The sequence below is a fragment of the Pseudomonas sp. 9.1(2019) genome (genome assembly GCF_009910445.1).
Lineage (GTDB): Bacteria > Pseudomonadota > Gammaproteobacteria > Pseudomonadales > Pseudomonadaceae > Aquipseudomonas > Aquipseudomonas paraversuta.
Window position 1 is genome coordinate 497,560 of record NZ_VBWF01000002.1, and the last position, 23,342, is coordinate 520,901.

The 23,342-nt window shown below is 56.8% G+C and carries 21 protein-coding genes, 1 tRNA gene, 1 rRNA gene and 1 pseudogene; 7 read left to right on the forward strand and 17 right to left on the reverse strand.

Going from position 1 to position 23,342, the window contains the following annotated elements; all coding sequences use genetic code 11:
* The first annotated feature begins 25 nt into the window (after positions 1 to 25).
* Positions 26 to 1,210 (forward strand): delta-9 fatty acid desaturase DesA, encoded by a 1,185-nt coding sequence (gene desA, locus FEZ21_RS02965; protein ID WP_003438223.1) that lies wholly within the window; start codon positions 26 to 28, stop codon positions 1,208 to 1,210.
* 68 nt (positions 1,211 to 1,278) lie between these two features.
* Here desA and FEZ21_RS02970 read toward each other — a convergent pair whose 3' ends face one another.
* From FEZ21_RS02970 to gabD, 3 genes are all read right to left on the reverse strand, one after another.
* Positions 1,279 to 2,505, reverse strand: a complete 1,227-nt coding sequence (locus FEZ21_RS02970; protein ID WP_160626421.1) for an HDOD domain-containing protein — start codon at positions 2,503 to 2,505, stop codon at positions 1,279 to 1,281.
* 136 nt (positions 2,506 to 2,641) lie between these two features.
* Positions 2,642 to 3,925, reverse strand: a complete 1,284-nt coding sequence (gene gabT, locus FEZ21_RS02975) for a 4-aminobutyrate--2-oxoglutarate transaminase (RefSeq protein WP_003438216.1) — start codon at positions 3,923 to 3,925, stop codon at positions 2,642 to 2,644.
* A gap of 175 nt (positions 3,926 to 4,100) precedes the next feature.
* Entirely contained in the window at positions 4,101 to 5,543 is a 1,443-nt protein-coding gene (gene gabD / locus FEZ21_RS02980; RefSeq protein ID WP_003438213.1) for an NADP-dependent succinate-semialdehyde dehydrogenase, read from the reverse strand.
* 348 nt (positions 5,544 to 5,891) lie between these two features.
* Between gabD and FEZ21_RS02985 the strand changes: the two genes are divergently transcribed.
* A tRNA-Arg gene (locus FEZ21_RS02985) sits at positions 5,892 to 5,968 on the forward strand.
* Positions 5,969 to 6,225: 257 nt separating this feature from the next.
* Here FEZ21_RS02985 and FEZ21_RS02990 read toward each other — a convergent pair.
* Positions 6,226 to 6,384: a hypothetical protein gene (locus FEZ21_RS02990; protein ID WP_160626423.1), complete on the reverse strand. Its 159-nt coding sequence runs from the start codon at positions 6,382 to 6,384 to the stop codon at positions 6,226 to 6,228.
* Between the two features lie 359 nt (positions 6,385 to 6,743).
* Positions 6,744 to 7,613, reverse strand: coding sequence for a LysR family transcriptional regulator (locus FEZ21_RS02995; RefSeq protein WP_160626425.1), 870 nt, complete (start codon positions 7,611 to 7,613; stop codon positions 6,744 to 6,746).
* 85 nt (positions 7,614 to 7,698) lie between these two features.
* On the opposite strand from FEZ21_RS02995, the gene FEZ21_RS22515 reads away from it, so the two are divergent.
* The 4 genes from FEZ21_RS22515 (at position 7,699) to FEZ21_RS03015 (ending at position 10,401) form a co-directional block, all read left to right on the forward strand.
* Positions 7,699 to 8,001 carry a hypothetical protein gene (locus FEZ21_RS22515; protein WP_178092357.1) on the forward strand — a complete coding sequence of 101 codons (303 nt, stop codon included), beginning with the start codon at positions 7,699 to 7,701 and terminating at the stop codon, positions 7,999 to 8,001.
* Positions 8,002 to 8,334: 333 nt separating this feature from the next.
* Positions 8,335 to 9,102, forward strand: a complete 768-nt coding sequence (locus FEZ21_RS03005) for a TSUP family transporter (RefSeq protein WP_160626427.1) — start codon at positions 8,335 to 8,337, stop codon at positions 9,100 to 9,102.
* Between the two features lie 264 nt (positions 9,103 to 9,366).
* Positions 9,367 to 9,966 carry a GDP-mannose pyrophosphatase NudK gene (gene nudK / locus FEZ21_RS03010; protein WP_003438202.1) on the forward strand — a complete coding sequence of 200 codons (600 nt, stop codon included), beginning with the start codon at positions 9,367 to 9,369 and terminating at the stop codon, positions 9,964 to 9,966.
* A gap of 24 nt (positions 9,967 to 9,990) precedes the next feature.
* Positions 9,991 to 10,401: a VOC family protein gene (locus tag FEZ21_RS03015; protein ID WP_003438199.1), complete on the forward strand. Its 411-nt coding sequence runs from the start codon at positions 9,991 to 9,993 to the stop codon at positions 10,399 to 10,401.
* A 74-nt stretch (positions 10,402 to 10,475) separates the two neighbouring features.
* Here the strand turns inward: FEZ21_RS03015 and FEZ21_RS03020 are convergent, their stop codons facing one another.
* The 9 genes from FEZ21_RS03020 to FEZ21_RS03060 form a co-directional block, all read right to left on the reverse strand.
* On the reverse strand, positions 10,476 to 11,960 hold the full coding sequence (locus FEZ21_RS03020; protein ID WP_127195653.1) for a YdgA family protein: 1,485 nt from the start codon (positions 11,958 to 11,960) through the stop codon (positions 10,476 to 10,478).
* 138 nt (positions 11,961 to 12,098) lie between these two features.
* The gene (locus tag FEZ21_RS03025; protein WP_003438193.1) at positions 12,099 to 12,734 is read right to left on the reverse strand and encodes a hypothetical protein; all 636 of its coding nucleotides are present in this window, start codon (positions 12,732 to 12,734) and stop codon (positions 12,099 to 12,101) included.
* 107 nt (positions 12,735 to 12,841) lie between these two features.
* Entirely contained in the window at positions 12,842 to 14,287 is a 1,446-nt protein-coding gene (locus FEZ21_RS03030) for an efflux transporter outer membrane subunit (protein WP_003438190.1), read from the reverse strand.
* Positions 14,284 to 15,186, reverse strand: a complete 903-nt coding sequence (locus FEZ21_RS03035; RefSeq protein WP_003438189.1) for an efflux RND transporter periplasmic adaptor subunit — start codon at positions 15,184 to 15,186, stop codon at positions 14,284 to 14,286. Before FEZ21_RS03035 ends, FEZ21_RS03030 begins: the two co-directional genes overlap by 4 nt.
* Entirely contained in the window at positions 15,183 to 15,392 is a 210-nt protein-coding gene (locus FEZ21_RS03040) for a DUF1656 domain-containing protein (RefSeq protein WP_003438187.1), read from the reverse strand. The genes FEZ21_RS03035 and FEZ21_RS03040 overlap by 4 nt, the downstream gene beginning before the upstream one ends.
* Positions 15,389 to 17,479, reverse strand: a complete 2,091-nt coding sequence (locus FEZ21_RS03045; RefSeq protein ID WP_003438184.1) for an FUSC family protein — start codon at positions 17,477 to 17,479, stop codon at positions 15,389 to 15,391. Before FEZ21_RS03045 ends, FEZ21_RS03040 begins: the two co-directional genes overlap by 4 nt.
* The gene (locus FEZ21_RS03050; protein ID WP_003438183.1) at positions 17,476 to 17,907 is read right to left on the reverse strand and encodes a MarR family winged helix-turn-helix transcriptional regulator; all 432 of its coding nucleotides are present in this window, start codon (positions 17,905 to 17,907) and stop codon (positions 17,476 to 17,478) included. Before FEZ21_RS03050 ends, FEZ21_RS03045 begins: the two co-directional genes overlap by 4 nt.
* A 100-nt stretch (positions 17,908 to 18,007) precedes the next feature.
* A complete protein-coding gene (locus tag FEZ21_RS03055) occupies positions 18,008 to 18,265 on the reverse strand; it encodes a DUF2789 domain-containing protein (RefSeq protein WP_003438182.1) in 258 nt (85 codons plus the stop codon).
* Positions 18,246 to 19,859 (reverse strand): glycosyltransferase family 39 protein, encoded by a 1,614-nt coding sequence (locus tag FEZ21_RS03060; protein ID WP_160626429.1) that lies wholly within the window; start codon positions 19,857 to 19,859, stop codon positions 18,246 to 18,248. The genes FEZ21_RS03055 and FEZ21_RS03060 overlap by 20 nt, the downstream gene beginning before the upstream one ends.
* A gap of 236 nt (positions 19,860 to 20,095) precedes the next feature.
* On the opposite strand from FEZ21_RS03060, the gene FEZ21_RS03065 reads away from it, so the two are divergent.
* Positions 20,096 to 20,794 (forward strand): GntR family transcriptional regulator, encoded by a 699-nt coding sequence (locus FEZ21_RS03065; RefSeq protein ID WP_003438179.1) that lies wholly within the window; start codon positions 20,096 to 20,098, stop codon positions 20,792 to 20,794.
* Between the two features lie 74 nt (positions 20,795 to 20,868).
* Here FEZ21_RS03065 and FEZ21_RS22840 read toward each other — a convergent pair whose 3' ends face one another.
* The 3 genes and pseudogenes from FEZ21_RS22840 to rrf all read right to left on the reverse strand — a co-directional run bounded on the left by FEZ21_RS22840 (position 20,869) and on the right by rrf (position 23,169).
* Positions 20,869 to 21,654, reverse strand: coding sequence for a methyl-accepting chemotaxis protein (locus FEZ21_RS22840; protein ID WP_369826399.1), 786 nt, complete (start codon positions 21,652 to 21,654; stop codon positions 20,869 to 20,871).
* 69 nt (positions 21,655 to 21,723) lie between these two features.
* Positions 21,724 to 22,749 (reverse strand): annotated as a pseudogene (locus tag FEZ21_RS22845) (cache domain-containing protein); the annotation flags it as partial.
* 304 nt (positions 22,750 to 23,053) lie between these two features.
* Positions 23,054 to 23,169: ribosomal RNA gene (gene rrf, locus FEZ21_RS03075) — 5S ribosomal RNA — on the reverse strand.
* Positions 23,170 to 23,342 lie beyond the last annotated feature (173 nt).

Below are 23,342 nucleotides of genomic sequence, written 5' to 3' on the forward strand. Positions count from 1 at the left end.
TATCTTCCCGAGGGCCAAACAGCCTATGTGGTACAACGGTTTTCTCGACTTGTCAGCCTGGCAGCTGGTTGCAGTCACCCTGTTGATGACCCACGTGACCATTATCGGCGTCACGGTTTATCTACACCGCTATTCAGCGCACCGCTCCCTGGAGCTTAACGGTGGCCTGAAACACTTCTTCCGTTTCTGGCTGTGGCTGACCACGGCACAAAATACCCGCGAGTGGACAGCCATCCACCGTAAACACCATGCCAAGTGCGAAACCGCTGATGACCCCCATAGCCCGGTCATCAAAGGGTTATCGACCGTTTTGCGAAAAGGTGCAGAGCTATATCGCGAAGAGGCGCAGAACCCCGAGACGTTGCGTATTTACGGCAAAAACTGCCCTGAAGACTGGATTGAGCGCAATCTTTACTCGCGCTACAAAATGCTGGGTGTCAGTTTGATGCTGGTCATCGACCTGCTGCTGTTCGGTGCCATCGGCCTGACAATCTGGGCCATCCAGATGATGTGGATCCCGGTATGGGCAGCGGGCGTGGTCAACGGCCTGGGCCATGCAGTGGGCTATCGCAACTTTGAATGCCGCGATGCCGCGACCAATCTGGTGCCATGGGGCATCATCATTGGCGGCGAAGAACTGCACAACAACCACCATACCTACCCCAACTCGGCCAAGATGTCGGTCAAGAAGTGGGAATTTGACCTGGGCTGGGCCTGGATCAAAGTCTTCAGCTTTTTGCGTCTGGCCAAGGTTCAGCGTGTTGCTCCGATCGCCCACCGGGTTGAAGGCAAGGGCAGTCTGGACATGGACACCGCGATGGCGATCCTCAACAACCGTTTCCAGATCATGGCCCAGTACCGCAAGCTGGTGATCGCGCCGCTGGTGCAACAAGAACTGGCCAAGGTTGATCATTCGGTTCGCCACCAGTTCCGCCGCGCCAAGCGCCTGCTGTCGCGCGAAACCAGCCTGCTGGAAGAACGCCATCACCAGCGTATCGAAACCATGCTCGAGCATAGCCACTCGCTTAAAGTGATCTACGAGAAGCGCCTGGCCCTGCAACAGATCTGGCTCAAAACCAGCACCAATGGTCACGACATGCTGGCGGCGATCAAGGAATGGGTACATGAGGCAGAAGCCAGCGGAATTCAGTCGCTGCGCGAGTTTGCCCATCAGCTGAAAACCTACTCGCTGCGCCCTGCAGCGGTGTAAAGGCTACACAGCTCCCGCATGTCCCTGTGTGGGAGCTGGGTTGCAGCTCCCACAAAGGGTTCGATAACTCAGACGCAGCCCTCTGGCGCCTGGATCAGCCGCAACAACTCTGGCGTGCCGACTCTCAGCAAACGTGCCGTTTTGCAGTTGGCCAGTTCACTGATCTCCTCTTCAGTCGTCAGTGTCACCATCTGGCCCACAAGGTTCATTACCAGCGCCTCACGGGAATAGACCCCTCCGCCCAAGTGATAAATCGCCGCAATCAACTCTCGCAGTTCCAGCGGCAAGCGCCAGCGTGTGCGCAAGGCCGAGCCATAGGCTGCTCCGAATTCGGCCAGTGACTCGTCAATGACCCTGGTGTCGAGCGCACCACCGGCCAGCTGCCACTCCTGCAAGCAGCGCAACACCGCCAGGTCACCCAGGCGGTGCAGCAGCCCCGCGCAATAGCAGCGTTGATGATCAAGATTGAGCATCCGCGCCAGCGCGTAAGCATATCCGGCCGCACGCCGCGACACGGCCCACTGCTGTTCGGCGTAGTCCGAAAGACAAGGATCACTCAGTTGCCCACGCTGCTTGAGGGTCAGCCCCAGCACCAGATTCATGCTTCGACCCGGACCCAGGCTCTGCAGCGCTTGTGACAGCGTCTGCGCCGGGCTCACAGGGTGCCGGGCCGCACTGTTGGCCGCGGCAATCAAGACGGCACTGATTTGCGGATCGGTCCGCACTTGTTGCTCAAGCAACGCGAGATCCGGTCCGACGGGGCCGATACTGTGTCTGACTGCCGCCTCTGCATCAATCATTAGCGGCGCACCATCGGATGTTGCACGGTGCTGCGCCAAAAAGCGTATCAGGGTCATGCCGGGCGCCAACCCCGGCACCCCACACAAGACTTCTTGCCCGGCACTCAGCAACAGACCTTGCAAGCGCCGGGTCAGCCCACTGATATCCAGCGGTTTCGTCAGGTAGGCCGTGGGGGCCAATGGCAAGACCTCGCGCACACTGGCAATGTCGCTGCGGTCGCTGAGCAAAATAAACGCCCGCACTGGACTGCTCCGGCGCTGGCGTACTGTGCGCAGCAAGTCCAGACCGCCCATTGCGGGCAGGTCTGCGTCGGCGATCACCAGGTCATAGGTTTTCTGGCTCAACAGGGTGAACGCCTGCCGACCTTCTTCACACACATCCAGCTGCACATCACAGCGCACACTCAGTACTACGTGTTTGAGCAAATCCCGGGTCCACGGATCAGACTCGGCAATCAGTACGCTCGGTACTGCCATTGAATCTACAACTGTCATGCATTTAGCTCCCGGCGTAAGGCCTGCACCTTAGTCAAAGGCAGCCGGTGGATACACCCGAATGAATCGCTCAAAGCAAAAAAAACCGCCGAAGCGGTTTTTTTTGTCTATCGAGTCACAACTTGCGAGTCAGGACTCAAGCCAGTTCAGCGAAGCACTCTTCGATGATGGCCAGGCCTTTGTCCAGCTGCTCGTCCGGCGAGGTCAGCGGCACCAACACCCGCAGCACGTTGCCGTAAGGGCCGCACGACAGCAGGATCAGACCCTTGTCACGTGCCTTGGCAACGATTTGAGCCACGGCGGCTGCGTTTGGCTTATGCGAATCACCGCCTTCGAACAACTCGACGGCGATCATTGCGCCCAGCGCACGGACATCACCGATGACCGGGTGCTTCGCCTGAATGGCCTTCAGCCCGGTGACCAGACGCTCGCCAACTGCCTTGCAACGGTCCAGCAGGTGCTCTTCTTCAAACACTTCGAGCACTGCCAGCGCAGCCGCGCAAGCAATCGGGCTACCGGCGTAGGTGCCGCCCAGGCCGCCTGGAGCGATGGCGTCCATGTACTCGGTCTTGCCGCATACACCGGCCAGCGGGAAGCCGCCAGCGATGGATTTGGCGAATGTGGTCAGGTCGGCAGTAACGCCCATTTGTTCCATGGCGAAGAAAGTGCCGGTGCGGCCAGCGCCGGTTTGCACTTCGTCCGCGATCAGCAGGATGCCGTGCTTGTCGCACAGTTCGCGCAGGCGGGCCATGAACGCTTTCGGAGCCACGTAGAAACCACCTTCGCCCTGTACCGGCTCGATGATGATTGCAGCGATATCTTTAGGCTCAGCGTCATTTTTGAAGATGCGTTCGATGCTGGCGATGGAATCGTCAACGCTGATGCCGTGCAGTTCACACGGGTAAAGGGCACGGAAGATACCGCCTGGCATCAGGCCCATGCCGGCCGAGTAAGGCACGACTTTACCGGTCAGGCCCAGGGTCATCATGGTGCGGCCGTGGTAAGCACCGGTAAAGGCGATCACACCGGCACGGCCAGTGGCAGCACGGGCAATTTTCACGGCGTTCTCGACCGCTTCGGAACCGGTGGTGACCAGCAGGGTTTTCTTGTCGAAATTGCCCGGCACCTTGGCGTTGATTTTTTCGCACAGCTCAACGTACGGCTCGTAAGCCAATACCTGGAAGCAGGTGTGGGTCAGCTTGGTCAGTTGCTCTTGCACGGCGGCAATGATTTTCGGGTGCAGGTGACCGGTGTTGAGTACTGCGATACCGCCGGCGAAGTCGATGAACTCACGGCCTTCTACGTCAGTAACCGTGGCGTTCTTTGCCGACTCGGCGAAGATCGGGTGAATCTGGCCAACACCGCGCGGGACAGCGGCTTCACGGCGTTTCATCAGGGATGCGTTGGTCTTGTTGCTCATAGTGTCCTCATTCGCCGCGAATCAAACGGCGTGGTTCAAGGCTGACGCGCCAGGGAGACAGCAATGCCAGCATGCGATGATCGACTGGCATGGGGCTCCCGGCCACAGAAATTAACGATTTGAAACACAGAGGGGGCAGCGCTCTCGTGCCCCTCCTGCTGAACCACCCGCCGGGTTAGATGCCCAGGCAGAGATATTTGATTTCCAGATAGTCTTCGATGCCGTACTTGGAACCTTCACGGCCCAGGCCCGAGGCCTTGATGCCGCCGAACGGTGCGACTTCGTTGGAAATCAGCCCCGTGTTGACGCCAACCATGCCGTATTCCAGGGCTTCAGCCACACGGAACACACGGCTCAGGTCACGGGCATAGAAGTACGACGCCAGACCGAATTCGGTGTCGTTGGCCATCGCGATCACTTCGGCTTCGTCTTTGAAGCGGAACAGTGGCGCCAGCGGACCGAAGGTTTCTTCCTTGGCCACGGCTGCGTTTTTCGGCACGTTGATCAGAATGGTCGGCTCGAAGAAGCTGCCTTCCAGGCTGTTACCACCGCTCAACAGAGTGGCGCCTTTGCTCAGGGCATCGGCAATGTGCTCTTTGACCTTGGCTACGGCCTTGTCGTCGATCAGGGGGCCCGTGGTGGTGCCTTCGTCCAGACCGTTACCGATCTTCAGCTTGGCCACCGCCACTTTCAGTTTTTCGGCAAACGCGTCGTACACCGAGTCCTGAATGTACAGACGGTTGGCACAGACGCAGGTCTGGCCGTTGTTGCGGTACTTGGAAATGATCGCGCCTTCGACGGCCTTATCCAGATCCGCGTCGTCGAACACGATAAACGGCGCGTTGCCGCCCAGTTCCAGCGAAACTTTTTTGATGTCCTTGGCGCATTCAGCCATCAGCTGACGACCGATTTCGGTCGAACCGGTGAAGGACAACTTGCGCACGATCGGGTTGCTGGTCAGCTCGCCGCCGATGTCGCCAGCGCTGCCGGTAACTACGCTCAGCACGCCTTTGGGGATGCCGGCACGATGCGCCAGCTCAACCAGGGCCAGGGCCGAGAACGGGGTTTGCGAAGCAGGCTTGATGACCATGGTGCAGCCAGCGGCCAAAGCCGGGCCTGCTTTACGGGTGATCATCGCGGCCGGGAAGTTCCAGGGCGTGATTGCAGCCGTCACACCGATAGGCTGCTTGATCACGATCAGGCGCTTGTCCGGCTGGTGACCCGGGATCACGTCGCCATAAATGCGCTTGGCTTCTTCAGCGAACCACTCGATGAACGAGGCAGCGTAGACAATTTCGCCCTTGGCTTCGGCCAGTGGCTTGCCTTGCTCCAGAGTCATCAGGCGACCGAGGTCATCCTGATTTTCAATCAACAGTTCAAACCAGCGACGCAATTTGGTTGCACGTTCTTTGGCGGTCAGTGCGCGCCAAGCCGGCAAGGCCTTGTCGGCAGCTTCAATCGCGCGACGGGTTTCGGCTGCGCCCATTTTTGGCACGGTACCGATGATTTCACCGGTAGCCGGGTTGTTGACCTTGATCGTCTGACCACCGTCCGCATCCACCCAAGCACCATCGATGTAGGCTTGTTGGCGGAACAACTGTGCGTCTTTGAGCTGCATGTTGGCTTTCCTTAACAGCACCGCGCAGGCGCGGAGCGAATTATTGATAGTAGAAAGGCGCCATGGAAGGCTGCCGTCAGGAAGTCATTCACTGCCAAAGTATCTAAATAACGCACTAAATTTTAGCCGTGCGGTTCAGCACTCAGACAAGAGCGTTTGAAATCTCAAACGAATCCTAGGATCAATGGGGGTAAAGGACAATAGGCTGTTCGAAAAAAAGAACAAGCGGCTGTCTATTACCCATTTTTCCCCCGGCATCCATTAATAGCCCAAAACGCGTCCGGAAACACCTGACGAATCAGCAGCATGGACGGACGCCACACAGATGAGTATTATGGCGCCCGCATTGCACCAGTAGCTCAGCTGGATAGAGTACTGCCCTCCGAAGGCAGTGGTCGTGGGTTCGAATCCCGCCTGGTGCACCATCTTCTTTCCCTTGTATTACAGGGGATAGCGCTACTGACAGAAACCTGTCCTGGTCCTGAAAGTCGTTTTTGCCAAAAATTTTCCACACTTGAACGTGGCGGGAATGGTCGAAATGGCAACCATCAGGAATCGCGGCGAGTATCAGTGGTAAGCGCAGATCCGTCGCAAGGGCTATCCAGCCCAACGCAAAACCTTCGAAACCAAATCCGACGACGCTCAAGCCTGGGCACGAATGATCGAAAGCCACCTTTCTGATTCAACTCTCCAATGTGCGCGTGCGAAAAACCGAGAACGAATAGAGCGGCAACATCGTCACGATGTCAGCGCTCGATTTGCCGAGCGCATCGTGTCTTTGGCCTGCTTCAGTTGAACTGATATCTACTTGCCATGTATCCCCAGCGGCTATGTCGGTCATAGGCCTGCTCCGGATAGGTGAGTAATGGCTCCATCAGCCCATTGGGTGTCGAACACTGCATGAAGCCGCGCCTGCGTGCTGATCACCTCCGCCGGTCTCAGCGCTTGGCTGAACGCGTGGATAACCAGATCATTGGTTAACAGCTCCAATTGATGATAGGTGGGAGCCAGAAAAAACCACCACAACCAGCAAAAGCGCGCCGACCGGCAAACACCCCGCCGCCCATGCCACTCGAAATAGCCCCCAAACCAGTCTTATGCCGCCTCCTGAATCAGTGAGTGGAGGCAAAATAACTGAAAATCAGATATAGCTTGATCAGCCGCACCTTGCCCGGATACGGCTATGAACAAGGCTACTTATCACAGGTGTTTAAATTCTTCTTTCAACAACTCGGAAAACTTATCTTTTGCACGATGAAATTCAACGTTTTTGTTCGATATGAAATAATTTTGCACAGGCAATAAATCTTCAAACATATATTCACTTATACTTCCGAACCGCCCGAACTGCTCAAACAAACCTTTCGGAACTAACGACACGCCTGCGCCGGAACTTACGCACCCCAGGATTGTGCCATAACTGGCTATGCTTGTTATGGGGATTGATACTTCATGCCTCTCCAGCCAACTTACCAACGCCTTCCTGTAAGGGCATCCTTCAGGCCACATGAATATATCAGTGCCACTCAAGTCCTGCGGCTCATTTATCCGCCCCGCAGCCGGAGAGGCGATCAAGACCAACTCCTCCTTGTAAATCTCAATGATTTCAAGATCCGGGTGCTCAGGCCTGACAGCGATGATTGCTCCATCCAGTTCATGGCTGACCACATCGTTTGATAATTGCGACCAATCCCCCGTACTAAACTGCATTTGTACAGAAGGATAGAGCTGATGGAACTTTGATAACAGCTTGGGCAACCTGCCTGTGGCGGATGACTCTATAGCGCCAATTTTCAAGTTTCCCGACGGCGCTGCGGCGGGATCGAGGGCTCTTTTTGATTCCTCACTCAAAGACAGGATCTTGTTAACGTAGCCAAGAAACAACCGCCCGGAAGGGCTGATTACAAGCCCCCGGCCTCTCCTTATAAATAACGAGACCCCGAGTTCTCTTTCTAAATGCTTGATTCTGTTTGTGATGTTTGACGGAACACAGTGCAACAGTTCAGAGGCGCGGATAATGCTTCCTTGATCGGCCACTGTTTTGAACATCGCTAACTGAGACAACTCCATGTCATTGCTCACTTAAAGTGAATGATGTAATAACTATAAGTCACTTGTTGCAAGCATTCAACTCGTTTAATTTGTAGATGACGGTATGTACGGCTACATGACCGCAGCGTTTGGCGCCACGGCCTGGGTTGAAGTCAAATATAAAATACGCGAATGTAACGAATTTTCAGAGTTTCTGTACAACACCGGCGTAGCAAAACATAAGGCAGCTTTGAGTTCAGACGAGCATAAATACTCAATCATGGAGGCGATGATGGTTTCTATCGCTTCAGAGATTTGGAATGGTCGAGAGTACAACTTCATTGCCCAATACATAGAGGACAAGTTACTCACGCTCAATCCTTCTCTGAAAACGAACACTCAGAGTTTGCGTAACGCTAAAGGATAGGTCATGGGACATTCTGGTGAAGTGGAAAACAAGCATGGCTTGCATGCTTTAGCTGCAGCACAAGCATATGCTCGAACGGTCGATATAACTTTCAAGTTGGGTCGACTGAAAGAAACTATGCTCAATTACAATGAAAGAGCAGGAAACGCTTTTGCGGCTATGCACCAAGCCCTGACCTCATAGAGCCAGTTTCTATAGCCAGAAGGATATACCGATTATCTTTGTTCAAATGAGCCATAGGCTAATCGGTATATCTCGAAAAACGCAGAGCTCAAACCAAGAGAAATGTCATGGTTTATTGTTGGAAATTTAAGTTACACAAGGATCCATTATATGGATCTTGAACAAACTTTGATCGCGCTAGGTTTTTTTGCCTTTTGCGGCGGCTTGATAGATGCTGCAGTCGGTGGTGGCGGTCTTGTACAACTGCCGGCACTTTTACATGCCCTTCCTCAGCAAAGTCTAGCTACTGTTTTCGGAACCAATAAACTGGCTGTTTTGGCGGGCAATTTATCTTCCATATGCAGCTATGTAAAGCGAATAAAAATCATGTGGAAGTTAATGCTTCCCACCATGCTTTCCGCATTTTTATTTGCCTTTCTTGGTGCCTTCTCAGTATCTATCGTGCCAAAAAAACTAATGGAGTTTGTTGTTTTTTTCATCCTGATAGCCATGGCCATTTATACTTTCATGGAAAAAAAATTAGGCTTGGTGGCGTCTAATAAACATTGCGGATCAAAGGAGATTATCTCAGGGGTTTTGTTTGGTGGCCTCATTGGTTTCTATGATGGTGTCTTTGGCCCTGGCAGCGGTAGTCTTCTGCTTTTTATATTTGTAAAATTTTTTGGCTTCGATTTTTTAAACGCATCGGCCTCTGCAAAACTGGTTAATCTGGGTACGTTTAGCGCAGCGCTTATGTTTTTTGTTCCGTCTGGCAACGTCTTATGGACTATCGGCGGTGTAGTTGCTCTGTGCAATATGGCAGGTTCTCTCACCGGTGTTTTCTTGGCACTCCGTTACGGAAGCGGCTTTATCAGGATATTTTTCCTGATTCTGCTTATATTTTTGATAGGCAGAATGGGCTTGTCTCTATTTTCGTAGGGGATAAGCTCAAGCTTTAATCCCTGCGGCCAGCCACTCGCTTCGACTGATCACCGGTTGGGGGCATGACTCGGATCGATCCTCCGGACACATGCAACCCGACAAAGCCCGCCCTGTGCGGGCTTTGTCGTTTCTGCCTGCCGTCTCCTCTCATGCTGTGGCTGCCCCGGACATTGCCGGCAGGACGGTTCAGTCCTATCGTTCCCCGGTCCTGCTGAAGCTGCACGCCAGCAGCCTCAATCGCACAAAACAAGGAGCGAAACCATGAAGCAAGCCCTGGCCACCAAGGACCGTGTGCGAATCCAGCAAGTTGAAGTGCTGTCGGACAACTGGTACGTGCTGCGCAAGACCACCTTCGACTTCCAGGGACGGGACGGGATCTGGCGAAAGATGTCCCGGGAGACCTATGACCGCGGTAACGGTGCGACGATCCTGCTGTACAGCCCGCTGAAAAAAACCGTGGTGCTGACCCGCCAGTTCCGCTTCCCCGCCTTCGTCAACGAACATGACGGCATGCTGATCGAAACCTGCGCCGGACTGCTGGACCAGGATGATCCACACACCTGTATCCGTAAGGAAACCCAGGAGGAAACCGGTTATCGCATTGAAAATGTACGCAAGGTGTTTGAAGCGTTCATGAGCCCCGGTTCGGTTACCGAGCGCCTGCATTTTTTTGTCGGGGAATATTCCGACCAGGACAAGGTCAGCGAGGGTGGAGGCCTTGAAGCCGAGGGCGAGGAGATCGAAGTTCTGGAGTTGCCTCTGGACGACGCACTGGCAATGATCGACACGGGAGAAATCAAGGACGGCAAGACCATCATGCTCTTGCAATACGCGAAGCTGCACGGACTTGTGGATTGCTGAGTTTTTCACTTCGGGAGATTGCTTATGTATAGCCATATCCAGATCGGCGCGCGGGATGTACCGGCGCTGGCTGTCTTTTACGACGGGGTGCTGGCCACTCTGGGCCTGGTGCGCATTGTTCATGATGATGAAGACCGCGGGCCTGCGGGTGCGGGCTGGCAGCGCCCCGGACTTTACTGGCCGCAGTTTTACATTCAGTCGCCGATCAATGGTTTGCCCGCGACCTGGGGCAATGGTGTGCAGGTGAGTTTTGCCGCGCACTCGATCGAGCAGGTGCAAGCGGCCTGGGATACGGCCTTGCGCCTCGGCGGCACGGATGAGGGTGCTCCGGGCAACCGGCCACAATATGGCGACGATTATTACGGCGCCTATTGCCGTGACCCCGAAGGCAACAAGCTGTGCTTTGTGTTTGCCAGGTCGATGGCCATTGCGTAGGAGCGAGCTTGCTCGCGATCTTTCAGCCAATGGAAAAGATCGCGGGCAAGCCTGCTCCTGCAGATCAGCGGGGTTTACAGGTGGTCGGGGCCACTGCCAAAGCGGGTCATCATCACGTTGATGAAGTCTTCAAGGCTCATTTTTTGACCATTGAAATCCACTTCCCCAGCGGCATAGTTGAGGGATGCCAGGATGTTGTTGCCATCCACTTTTGCCAGGCCCGTTTGCACGGCCATGACACCCGCCATTTCGCTGTTGGCGCTGGCCATTTTCGCGATGGTTTGCGGGTCGGTCTGGCCGGCCAGTTGTGCCTGAACGGCGGACAGGTCGGCAATCATGGGTTTGGACAATTGCAGCTTGGCGTCCAGGGAGGTCAGCGTTTGCTTGGTGACTTCGATAGGCGGCTGCTCGAACGAAGTCGGCTGAGCCAGGCTCACCGCAAGGTTGAACTGACTTTCGCCATTGGTGGTTTTAAGGGTGAGTTTTTCCAGCGCCAGCTGTGGTTTGGCCGCCAGCAGTTTTTCGACCTCGGCTTGCATCTGCGCTTGCTCTGCCGGGGTCAACTGCGCCATAGGCATTGTGCCGTCGGCTTGAGGCTCGAATTTGGTTTGGTAGATCTGCAACAGCGATTGCATGGCCGGAATGTCCAGGCTGCTGGCCGTCATGACCATTTGCGCGCTGCCCACCGGTTTGTCGTCCAGGGTGATGTCGCCCACGTTGTACGACAGACGCCCTGACATCAGGCTGCCGTTGGCAGAAGCCGAGCCGGCATATTCGAAGTTTTTGATCTTGGCCACCGACTGGCGCTCGCCAAAGGTCAACTGGCCCTCACTCAGCTCCAGCACGTTCTGCCCCAGGTAGAAGCCATAGCTGCTTTTGGTCAGGTCGCTGGCCAGGGTCAGACCATTGAGCTCGACGCGAACTGGCGGTTGCCCGGGCGTGGCGGCCTGAAGCACCAGATGGTCCATGTAGCCTTTGGCCTTGAGGTTTATGCCCTCGGCATCTGTCTGGCCATCCATGGTCAACCCGGAGAAGCTGATGCTGGAGTTCTCGTCAACTTGGGCTTCAAACGGCAGCAGCTCCATGCTCCCGTCAACCGAGCGGTTGTAGCCCAGGGTAACCTGGCCTTTGAGCGGAGACTGGTCCTTGGCGGCGGCGAACCATTTTTCGGTGTACGGAGTTTTTTCCAGCGAATAGTTGCTGGTCGCCATCACTGGCATCCACTTGAACGTCTTGATCCGCGACCATGGCAACGGACCATGTTCGATATTGTCCACAAACAGCAGTTCTACCGGCTGGGCGTCCGGGCCTGCGGCGTCGTCCTGCAGATTCACACGGTAGTGCGCAGTGCTGCTGTACAGGTGGCGGTCAAGGGAAACCAGTTCGATAGTGCCGTGGGTGGTGGTGCCTTGCAGCTGGGACGCCAGTTCCTTGTTGGCTTCCTGGATCGAGGTCTTGAGTACATCCTCAAGCTTGGTGCCGGTGTACCACGCGCCTGCGGTGTTCAGGGCACCTGCAATAACAACAATCCCTACCAGTACGCCTAATGGTTTATTCATCAATTGACCCGTTCAATGTCCGTTGTGTTGAAAGATATGCGGTCTTCAGCAAGCCCGTCATAGGCCGAAAAGTGCAAGCAGGTTAACACTGGCAACGGGCTGGACGCTGTTTTTCGGCACCGTCCGATATGGCGCAGATCACGCGTAGCGCAGCTCCATTTCGTCGAGTTGATGATCGAAGCTCTTGAGGCTGGCGCTCCAGGTATACACCAGCACTTCCAGCTCGTGGTCGACCGAGGTTTCGCCGACAGCGTTGAGTGATATGCCTGAGTAATCCAGTTGATAGCGTTCCCGGGCCATGGCTGAGGCTACATCTGAAAGCGCATGGGCGTGGTCGAGCCATTCACGATCCTCAGGCGCCAGGGCCCTGTCGAGTTTCAGACATTGGGATTTCAGGGCCTCGAGGCTTTTTTCCAGCGGGGTGCCGGTGAGTTCACCCATGAACTCCTGGAAGGTGCGACCCGGCTGCCAGTAGCTGCCCCAGAAATAGCGGTCGAATACGGTTTCAACCCGGCGCAGCGCGACTTTGGTGTCCCAGATCATGACCCGCGTCTGGCCCTTGTCTATTTGCCGCTGCTGGATTTGCCTGGTTTGCACCGACGCCCAGGCCACAACGACGATGGCCAGCACGGCGATCAGGGCACTGGCACTGTCGAGGAAGACCATCGCCTTGTCGATCTGGTGCGCCAGCATGATGCCGTAGAAGTAAGTCGCAGAGAGCAGCACCAGGGCTGCGACTGCGCACCAGAAACCGGGAGCATATGGATTTTTCATTATTAGTATCCCCATCAAGCACTGCTTGCGCGATGGGGAGGACTTGAGACCCGCGTATGCCCTGAACCATCGTTCCGATACCGACCCTTCAAAGCATAGCAACCCTGTCAGGGTTTAGCGTGCTCCGGGGCTTTCGCCTGTGCATTTTCCCAGCCGCCACCGAGGGCCAGAAACAAGTCGATCTGGCTCATGGCAACCTGGGTGTTGGCGGTGGCCAGTTGCGCTTTCACGTCGGTGTAAGTGCGGGTGGCTTGCAGGTCTGCAAGAAACGATTCACGCCCGGCGAGGAAGAACTGGTGCGTTTGCTCGGCAGCCGTTTTAGCCGAATCGCCTGCCAGGGCCAGGGCATCCCGACGCTGGAGCAAGGCGGTGTATTGCACGAGACTGGTCTGGGTCTCACGAATGGCGTTAAGCACCACGCCGTCAAACCTGGCCAGCGCGCCCTGGGTCACCGCCTCGGCTTCACGAATACGGGCCCGCGAACCGTTGGTCGGGATGGTCCAGCTCAGCAACGGGCCAAAGCCCCAGCGGTTGGTCGGTGCCGTGCCGAGGTTTTCCAGCAGGCCCACGGTACCCACGGTCGCGCCGATACTGATGTCCGGATACAGCGAACCGGTGGCTACACCGATCTCGGCCGTGGCGCTAGCCAGATGACGTTCGGCCTGACGTACGTCTGGCCGACGCTTTAGCAGCGCTGCGCCGTCGCCCACGGGCAGCAGTTGGGCGATGTGTGGCAGCTCTGCGCAATCGGCAACGCCGGCGGGCAGTTGGTCGAGGGGTTTGGCAATGAGCATCGACAGGCGAAACAACCCTGCCTGACGCAGCGCCTGGTAGCGCGGGAGTTCGGCGCGTAATGATCTGAATTGAGTTTCGGAACGCGTTACCTGGGTTTCGTCGCCCCGGCCCGCATCGCGCAGACGCTGCGTCAGCTGGGTACTCTGCGATTGCAACTGCAACGACTCTTCGGCGATATGCCGTTCTTCATTGGCCGCGCAAACTTGCGTATAGGCGCGCACCACGTCGGCCACCACTGTGATACGTGCGGTATCGGCTGCCGCCTGGGTTGCATCGGCATTGGCCTGCGCCGCTTCGATACCGCGTTGCAACGTGCCCCACAGGTCGAACTGATACGAGGTGCTGAGGCCAAGGTCACCGACGTTGGCTACCGGGACCTTGTCCGTCAGCAGGAAGGCTTCACCGGACTCCTGAAGACGCTGGGCGCCAGCCTTCGCCGAACCGCTCCAGCCACCCGCAGACTGCGCCTGTTCAACTTGAGCCCGCGCCCGCGACAGGTTGGCCGCCGCCACGCGCAGATCCGTATTGGAAGCCATGGCCTGGCGCACCAGCTCGTCAAGTCTCGGGTCCTGATACAGTTTCCACCAGTCGGCCGGTACAGGCGCCGACACCACATTCGCGCCCTCACCCGCCAGCTCGCCCTGCAAATCAGGACGCTGCATGGCCGAGTCCTTGGGCAGGTGGTAATCCGGCCCCAGCATCTGGCAGCCGGACAGCAGCAAGCCCAGCCCCAGGGCTGCCAGGTGGACCGCTTTCATTGCGCAGTCTCCTGCGCCGGTTTGTCTTTGACCTTGTCCGCGACGATCGAAACGGTCGCGGTACGCCCGGCGATCATGCGGAAATCGGCTGGCACATCATCAAACACGATGCGTACCGGAATCCGCTGCGCCAGCCGCACCCAGCTGAATGCCGGGTTGACGTTGGGCAGCAGGTTCTGGCCGCTGGTGCGGTCGCGGTCTTCAATACCGGCCACGATGCTTTCGACATGGCCACGCAAGCGTGCATTGTCGCCGATCACGCGGATCTCGACGCTCTGACCGACATGGATGCCGTCCAGTTTGGTTTCTTCAAAATAGCCGTCGATATGGAACGAGCTGCTGTCGACAATCGACAGCACGGGCTTGCCGGCCGTGACGAACTCATTGACCCGGGGAGCGCGGTCGTTGACGTAGCCATCAACCGGGCTGCGCACGACGGTGCGATCCAGATTGAGCTGCGCGCTGTCCACGGCGACTTCGGCTTCAGTCAGGGCTGACTGCGCACGCAGTTCCCGGGACTGGCTTTCTTCAAGCAGCTCGCGGGCTACCAGATTGCCCAGCCCGCGGTTGCGTTTGCTTTCGCGCTGGGCCTGGGCCAGCGTCTCCTTGCGATCGGCAACCACTGCCTGGGCCTGGCGCAAGGCCAGACGGAAACGCTCCTGATCGATGATGAACAGCACCTGATCACGGGTGACGGGCTGGTTGTCACGCACATCCACCTGCTTGATCAGGCCCGACACATCGGGGGCAATCTGCACCACGTCGGCGCGAATGTGGCCATCGCGCGTCCAGGGGGCAAACATGTAATACATGGTCATGCGCCAGACCACGACGCAGGCGAACGCCACCACCAACAAGGTGAGAACGACACGGCCCAAGGTCAATAGAGGTTTTTTCATGTCATTAGATATCGACTAAACGAATCCACAACGCCGAGTAGCAAAGCGTAGAGACCGACGTTGAATAAAGCCCGGTGCCAGACCAGGCGGTAAAAGTGCATACGCGTCAGGAGCGCGTGAACCAGCAAAAACAATATGTAAGTGATGCCCATCAGCACCAGGAGCGTGGGCAGAAACACCCCGCTGATATCTACGTCACCGATCATAGCGGCGCTCCGTCAATGCCATGGGCATGGGACTGTGGCAGGTCGTGCTCATCAACGATGAACTCCACACCCGGTAATAGGGCCAGGCGCAAACCGCTCAAGGCGTGGAGCAAGTGCACCCGGGCCTCGCCCTCGTCCTGCATTTCGCGGGCGTTAAGCGCACGGCGGGTGCGGTCCAGGGTCATTTGCAGACCATTGGGCATTGGCAGGCGTTCACCGGCCTTGAGGCAAGCGCTGAAGTACTCCCCCACCTCGCTGACTACCTGGCCCAGCAGGCGTTGCCGCTCGCCGGTGACCCGGGGTGAGTAGGCCAGCAAATCCAGGAGGTTGAGCGCCACTCGCAAGTCACGCAGGGCGCTGCCTGTGTCCTGGCCGGTCATCGCCAGACGCGGCAGGTGCTGCATCAGCCGATCAAGCATTTGCGCGCCCATGTGCCGGTGCTCGGCCAGGGTTGCGGGCCGGGTCAGCGTGACGATATCGCGCCAGCTGAAACGCGTCAGGCGTTTAGCCGCCAGTTCGGCGCCAAAGGGGCGGGCGATAAGGGTCCAGACGAAAGCAAAGAGCAGGCCGATGGGACCGGCCAGGTTGGCGTTGATGAACACCATGAAGTCTGCGTCGTAGGCCCCCTGAATGCTGATGAATGAGGCCGTGTTGACGATGGTCAGCAAGGTCCCCAGGTAAAAGCGCGGTTGTACCGTCAGCGTACCGACACAGATAAAGGGCACGGCGAACGCCAGGACCAGCATCGGGAAATCGTGCAGGTTAGGCAGGATCACAAACAGGTACAGGCTGGCGAACAGTACCGACAGCGAGGTCCAGAAAAAGAACCGGTAGATCTGCGGCGCCGGGTCGTCCATCGCGGCAAAAAAACTGCAGGCCACGGCCGCCAGAATCACCGCGCTGGCGCCGTCCGTCCAGCCGAGCAAGATCCACAACACCGAGGCGACAACAATTGCCGTCACCGTGGAAAATGCGGAGTAAAGCATCAGGCCCCGATCCAGAAACGGTGTCAGCCGGCCCAGGCGCCAATGCCGGTAAACCGCGCGCCAGATATCCTGACTGCCCGTTGCAATCGCCTGTTGCAGGCTGCGGCAGTCTTGCCACAAATCAATCCACTCGCCCAGCCGGTAGAGCGCATTGGAGAACACCAGCTGGCGTCGCTCATCCAGCGCTTCGGCACTGGGCTGCAAGAGTTCCAGTTCATGGCGCAGAGCCTTCCAGGCCTCGACAGGAGCGCCTTCGCGAGTGCTTTCGAGCCAGTCCCGGCTTTTCGCCAGCAAGGGCGCTATTTTGTCCACCAGCTCGGGGGTACGCCGCTCCAGGGCATACAGCGCGTCATCCAGCGCGTCGACCACCGGCAGCAGGTTGATCATGCGCCCGCGCAGTTCTTTGGTGTTGCGCACGGTCTGCGGCAACGCACCTTCGTGGGGCAATTGACCGATCATCAACTCCAGGCTGTTGAAGGTTGCCACCATAGATGAGCGCAGGCCGCTGGCTTTACTCGGCTCTACGTCGCGGGCCAGAAAATGCTTGCTGTAGCTGGCGGCGTCGCCAAACCACTTGGCGGCGGAATCAACAAACACCGGGGCCAGCCGCCGGGGCCAGAACATGCTGCCCACCACGGCCGCACAGACAATCCCGAGGAGGATTTCTTCGGTGCGCGAGACAGCGATGTCGAATACGTTGAGCGGGTTGTCCACGATCGGCAAGGCGATCATGGGCATGGTGTAGCCCGCGAGCATGAAGATGTAACTGTTGGCCGTGCGCAGGTGCAGCGACAGGAACAACAGGATGCCGGTCCAGAGCGCGACCACCAGCACCAGCAAAAACGGGGTTTGTACAAACATGGGTACAAAAAATACCGCCGCCGAAGCACCCAGTAGCGTGCCCAGGGCGCGGTACACGGCTTTGGAACTGGTGGGGCCGACGAAGGGGCTGGAGACGATGTAGACCGTGGCCATTGCCCAATATGGTCGGGGCATTTCCATCCACAGGGCGATGTACAGCGCGATCATCGAGGCGGCAAAGGTGCGCACGCCATAGAACCAGTCGCGGGCGGGCGGCATGCTGCTGAAAAAACCGTTCAAGAAGCGGCTCCATCAGGCAATTGGCCGGCAGCTTCGAAGGCCTTGATGACGCGTAATGCGGCTTCCTGATCTGCCACTGAGACCCCCGCCAGCGCTGTACGCCTGAGTTGTACAAGCTGCGCTTCAATCGACTGCACCAGGGAGCGCCCGGTGTCAGTCAGGCTGAGGGTTTTGGCCCGGCGATCGCTGGCGTCTTCATGACGCAGCACGTAACCGGCCTTGCACATCTGATCGAGCAAGCGCACCAGCGACGGGCTTTCCATACCGGCGGCCTGGGCCACGGTGACTTGGCGTGCGCCTTCTCCCAGACGGCCGATAATCAGCAACGGCATGGCGCAGGCTTCGGAAATTCCGTAATTGACCAGCGTGTTCTGGCAGACGCGACGCCAGTGGCGAGTCGCAACCACCATACCGGTGCTGATGCTCATCTGGAGTTGATCAAGAGTGTCAGGCAAGGGGCATCACATAAAGTTAGTTTGCTAACTATTAATATTGCGCGGGCAAATGATCTCAGTCAAGTGTTACCAGTTAATTCTGCTTACCGGTGACCGGTTTTGTGCGCAGCATCAGATTCAATTGATCAACAACCTCTGCCCAGTCGGCGTCTTCATTTATTTCATCGCGCAGGAAAGCCGCCTGAGCCGGCGTCCAGAAAAACGCCTCGTGCAACTTCAGATCCGGCTTGAGTGGCGAGTGCGAAGAGACAAATTTCTCAATGTCTGCTGGCTCGTTGGGCAGACCCAGCTGCTTGAACAATGAGGGAAGACTATGGGTGGGTGCTTGCATCAGAAAGACTCCGGTAAGGCGGGACGCATTCGGCGCCCGCGCAGGTCAAATATAGTCGAGCCTGCGTGTCATCGACGGTTAAGTCCTGAGCTTTGTGCCAACCCGGTGGAATCGGTGCAAAGTCGTCCGGTTGCACCTTGCTGCTGATTAACCAGATACGCCCTGTACCCGCAGGCAAGTCCACCAGGCGATCAACGTAGATTTTCGCGCCATTGGCGTTCACCAGCGTACCAAAACCGTAATTGTTCGGACGCCCCGATGAGCCATCCTCCAGCGGCGGTGTGTAGAGCATGGGCACAGACCCGGTCTTGTTGTAATAGACGTAGCTGAAGTACCAGAACAGGTCACTGACCACGATTCGGTCACCCGGCAAAAACTGCTGATTCACATGCTCAACCAGACGATCGAAATGATCGGCATCGCTGGTGAAGTTGCTGCGCAAACCCACCATCTCGGTACCGGCAAACAGCGTCAGCAATACGATGGCCAGCGCGCGCCGGTGGTTGAGCAGGCGATCCACCGCTATCGCAACAATCAGCGGCAGGCCCAGGGCAGCAAACATCACGTAGCGCTCGATGAACAGCGGTGAGGCAAAAGAGATGGCGTAAATGGCCAGGATCGGCAGCAGGGTGTAGATCACGATCAGCCTGGTGAATCTATGGGGTGTTGCATCCCTCACCGCCATCCATACCGCCCCGACAAGCAGGGCAAGCGGTGCCAGCCAGAACAATGGCCAGGCAAGGCTGTCGCCTTCGTCCTGAATCAACAACTGCCAGGTCATGGCCGGTAGCGAGCGGGCATCAACCCCGGGCTCCCAGCCCACATCGCCCCCGGTCTTGAGTTCACCCATGTGTTGCAGCAGGTCTACCAGCCCCGGAAGCCAGGGCATGAACAACAACATGATGCAGGCGTTGGCGACCCACCAGGCAGGGCGTTTGATCAGCCCGCCGGTACTGCGACCACTCAGCAGCAGGTACAACCAGTGGGCAATCACACAGAAGGCGGTGAAGTAATGGGTGTAAAAGCCGGCAGCCATCAGCACGCTGTAGATAACCAGATAGCGGTTGTTGTCGGGCGCTTTAACCCAGTAAACCAGGGCAATCGTTGCCGCGATCAGCCATAACCCCATCAGTGAGTACATCCGCACTTCCTGGCTATAGCGCACGGCGGTCGGCAACAACGCCAGAAGCAGGCCGGCCAGCAACGCAGCCCTGCGGGTCGCAATCAGCCGGACCAGCCACATCCCCAGCAGTACTGTGGCTACCCCGGGCAAAACACTGAGGGCGCGAATCGAAACCAGACTGTCGCCGAACAGCGCCATCCAGCCGTGCAACAGCATGAAGTACAACGGTGGATGAACATCGTGTGCGGCGTGGAACCAGATGCCCGCGAGCGAGTAGTCGCTCAGCATCAGACTTGAGCCTTCATCACACCAAATGGCAGAGGCGGTAGCCCCATAGAAACGCATCGCGCAGGCCAGTAACAAAATGGCCCATACCCATGGCTGACGAAGCAATCCGGCCAGTAGGTTGTGAGGCGATTCAAGGACGCGAAGCATTTTTTCGTCCACACCATTACTACTGAGTACGCCCATCCTTCACCTGCAGCTGCGCATTGACGCTGCACTCGGGCAGCTTGATCTCCGGCGATTGTAGGGCAAGGGGCAGCTGTGTGGTGGGGCCGGATACAAGAAAAGAAGGTGGCAAGATGAAATCACTCGCGCGCAGTCGCGCTAAACTAACTGTTACAAGGTTTGACAAGGATCAGGTCAGTACCTAGCTTTTAATTGGATCCAAATTAACGTACTGAACTGCCGTAGGTAGTGCCAACGTGGCTGTCAAAAATAATCCTTTAAGCAGTATCGAAGTCGCCGGCCCCATACCTGCCCATTTGGCCCGGTCGGTGATTGAAGCGTCCTTGCGCAACGCCATTCTTGATGGCCGGTTGCCCTGTGGCACCGCTATTCGGCAACAGGCCCTGGCGACTTTGTTTGGTGTCAGTCGCATGCCGGTTCGCGAAGCGCTGCGTCAGCTTGAAGCCCAGGGTTTACTGCAAACCGTGCAGCACAAAGGGGCAGTGGTCGCGCCGTTGATCGAGGACGACGCGCTGGAAACCTATGAACTCCGCTTGCTGCTCGAGACACAAGCCCTGCGCCTGTCACTGCCGTTGTTGAGTGAGGAAGATTTTGAAGTGGCTGCCGGTTATATCGAGGCTCTCGAAGTGGAAACCGACTGGAGCAGGATGGGCACTCTCAATCGGCAATTTCATCAGGCGCTTTACTGCAAGGCACCGAACAAAAAACTGCTGGCGCTGATTGATGAAGGGCTGATTGAAGAAGAGCGCTTTCTGCGCTTTAACCTTGAGCAGATGAATTTGGGCAAGCTGTCTCAGGACGATCACCGCGCCTTGCTGCGTCATGCCCGCGCCCGGGATATCGAGGCGTGTATCAAAGAGCTGGAGCTTCATCTACACCGCGGGGTAAAAGCCATTACCCACTATCTCGACAAGCAAAAACCAAAACAGCCCTGACGTTCAAAACGCCAGGGCTGTGGATATGTCTTTGATCAGCGCGCAGAAACCAGGGCTCCCCGCGCGCTTGCACCTCAGATTTTAAAGCTGTCGACCAGCTGTTTGAGGCGGCTGGCCTGCTGCGAAAGCGCATCGCAGTCTTTAAGGGTTTCGTTGAGGTTGACCACACCCTGCTGGTTCAGCAGATTGATCTGGTTGATGTCCACGTTAAGGGATTCGACCACGGCGGTCTGTTCTTCAGTTGCCGCGGCAACTGACTGGTTCATGCCGTCAATTTCTTCGATACGCTGGGTCACGCTGATCAAACGCGCGCCGGCCTGGTTGGCCACCTCAACACTGTCCTCGCTGGATACCTGGCTGGCATTCATGGTGCTGACCGCTTCGCGGGAACCCACTTGCAGCGAGGTGATCATTTTATGAATCTCCTCTGCCGACTCCTGAGTGCGGTGAGCAAGGTTGCGTACTTCATCCGCCACCACGGCAAACCCGCGGCCCGCTTCGCCCGCACGCGCGGCCTCAATGGCTGCGTTAAGGGCCAGCAAGTTGGTTTGCTGGGAGATCCCTTTGATCACATCCAGAATGTGCCCAATGTTGTCGGTGCTGGCATTCAGGGTTTCGATTTGGGCACACGACAGGCTGATCTTCCGGGAAAGTTCAGTCATGGCCTGAATCGTCTGCTCAACGACTTTGCGCCCATCATCTGCCTGTTCACTGGCGCCGCTGGCATGCTGCGAAGCATCTGCGGCGTTGCGCGCGATTTCCTGGGTGGCTGCGCCCAGTTCGTTGATGGCTGCGGCAACGCTGTTGGTGCGCGCGCTTTGTTCATCGGAGCCAATGATTGACGCGTTTGACGATGCCATTACGCGCTGGGACAAATCATGGACCTGACGGGTCGCGGAGGACACTTCGGAGATCGACGCGTGAATACGCTCCACGAACTGGTTGAATGAACTGGCCAACTCGCCAAATTCATCCTTGTTTTCAATCACCAGACGCCGTGTCAGATCGCCTTCACCCTGGGCGATATCCTGCATGGCACGTCCCATGGTGGTCAGCGGCCGCATCAGGACCCGGATCAACAGGCTCAGAAGCAGAGCAATCACTGCCACCGCAATAAACATTGCGATCAACGCAGAGGTGCGGAACTTAGACAGAGGGGCGTAAGCTTTTTGTTTGTCCAACGACTGGCCGATGTACCAGTCTGCAGAGGGCAAGCCTGTGACCGGGGTAAAGGAGATGATTCGCTCCTGGCCATTGAGTTGCACCTCTTGAACGCCCTTCTCGATCTTCAGGTTGCTGGACGGGTATATATCCTTCAGGTTTTTCATGACCTGGTCTTTGTCCGGGCTGACGATGACCTGGCCATCACCGCTCACCAGAAATGCGTAGCCCAAACCGCCGGAATCCACCGAGTTAATAATTTTAACCAGACTGTCCAGGCTCAGGTCGCCTCCCACTACGCCCAGCAGTTGACCGTCTTTCTTGACGGGCATGGCAATGGTCACGATCAAACCGCCAACAGCTGCCATATAAGGCGGTGTGAGCATGGTCTTGCCGGCGCTTACAGCCTGTTTGTACCAAGGGCGCTCACGGGGGTCATAGCCCTCTGGCATTTTGGCGTCAGGTCGCTGTGTGAACACGCCATTAGCTTGACCAACGTACGTGAACTGGAAGTTAGAGGTGAACGCAGGCTGGTCGACCAACCCTGGCAAATCAGCCTGGCTGCCCTGGTGAGCAACGCTTTGTGCAAGGCTCTCCAGCACCAGGATACGACCGCTCAACCAATTCTGGACGCTACTGGCTGTCAGGTTGCCAGCCTGCTCCACCGACGACTCGATATTTTGGTTGATCGTATTTCGCTGCAGATAGTCGTTGTACAAAGTGAACAACGCAAACGCCAGAACCACGACGCCTGAAGCGGCCAGAAGAATTTTATGGCTGAACTTGAGATTCATTGCATGGACTTCTTATGCCGAAAGGTGGGATGCGTGCGGGTACAAAATTCCGTGTAGCACTTGAGACAGCCAGCGGGGATAGCTGTACTGAATGCACGCATTGCTCATAAGGCTGTCGGCACCGACTGCGGAAAACTTAGCTGTATTTTTAAAACCCGACGGGAGTACGACCTGGCTTGTCGTTACCTGGATTTTGAGAGAGGACGCAGGGGTGGTCCGAAGACAGGAGGCGGCGCCAGAAATTTTCCCGGCGCAAAAACAAAACCCCTGTCTGCGTTGAGCAGACAGGGGTTTCGGAATTCAATCTTGACGATGACCTACTCTCACATGGGGAAACCCCACACTACCATCGGCGATGCATCGTTTCACTTCTGAGTTCGGGATGGGATCAGGTGGTTCCAATGCTCTATGGTCGTCAAGAAATTCGGTAGCAGATCCGTTATCAAAACGTGCCTGCGAAAACTTGGGACTTCTATAAAAACAAAATCCCCGTCTGCGTGAGCAGACAGGGATTTTGGAATTTAATCTTGACGATGACCTACTCTCACATGGGGAAACCCCACACTACCATCGGCGATGCATCGTTTCACTTC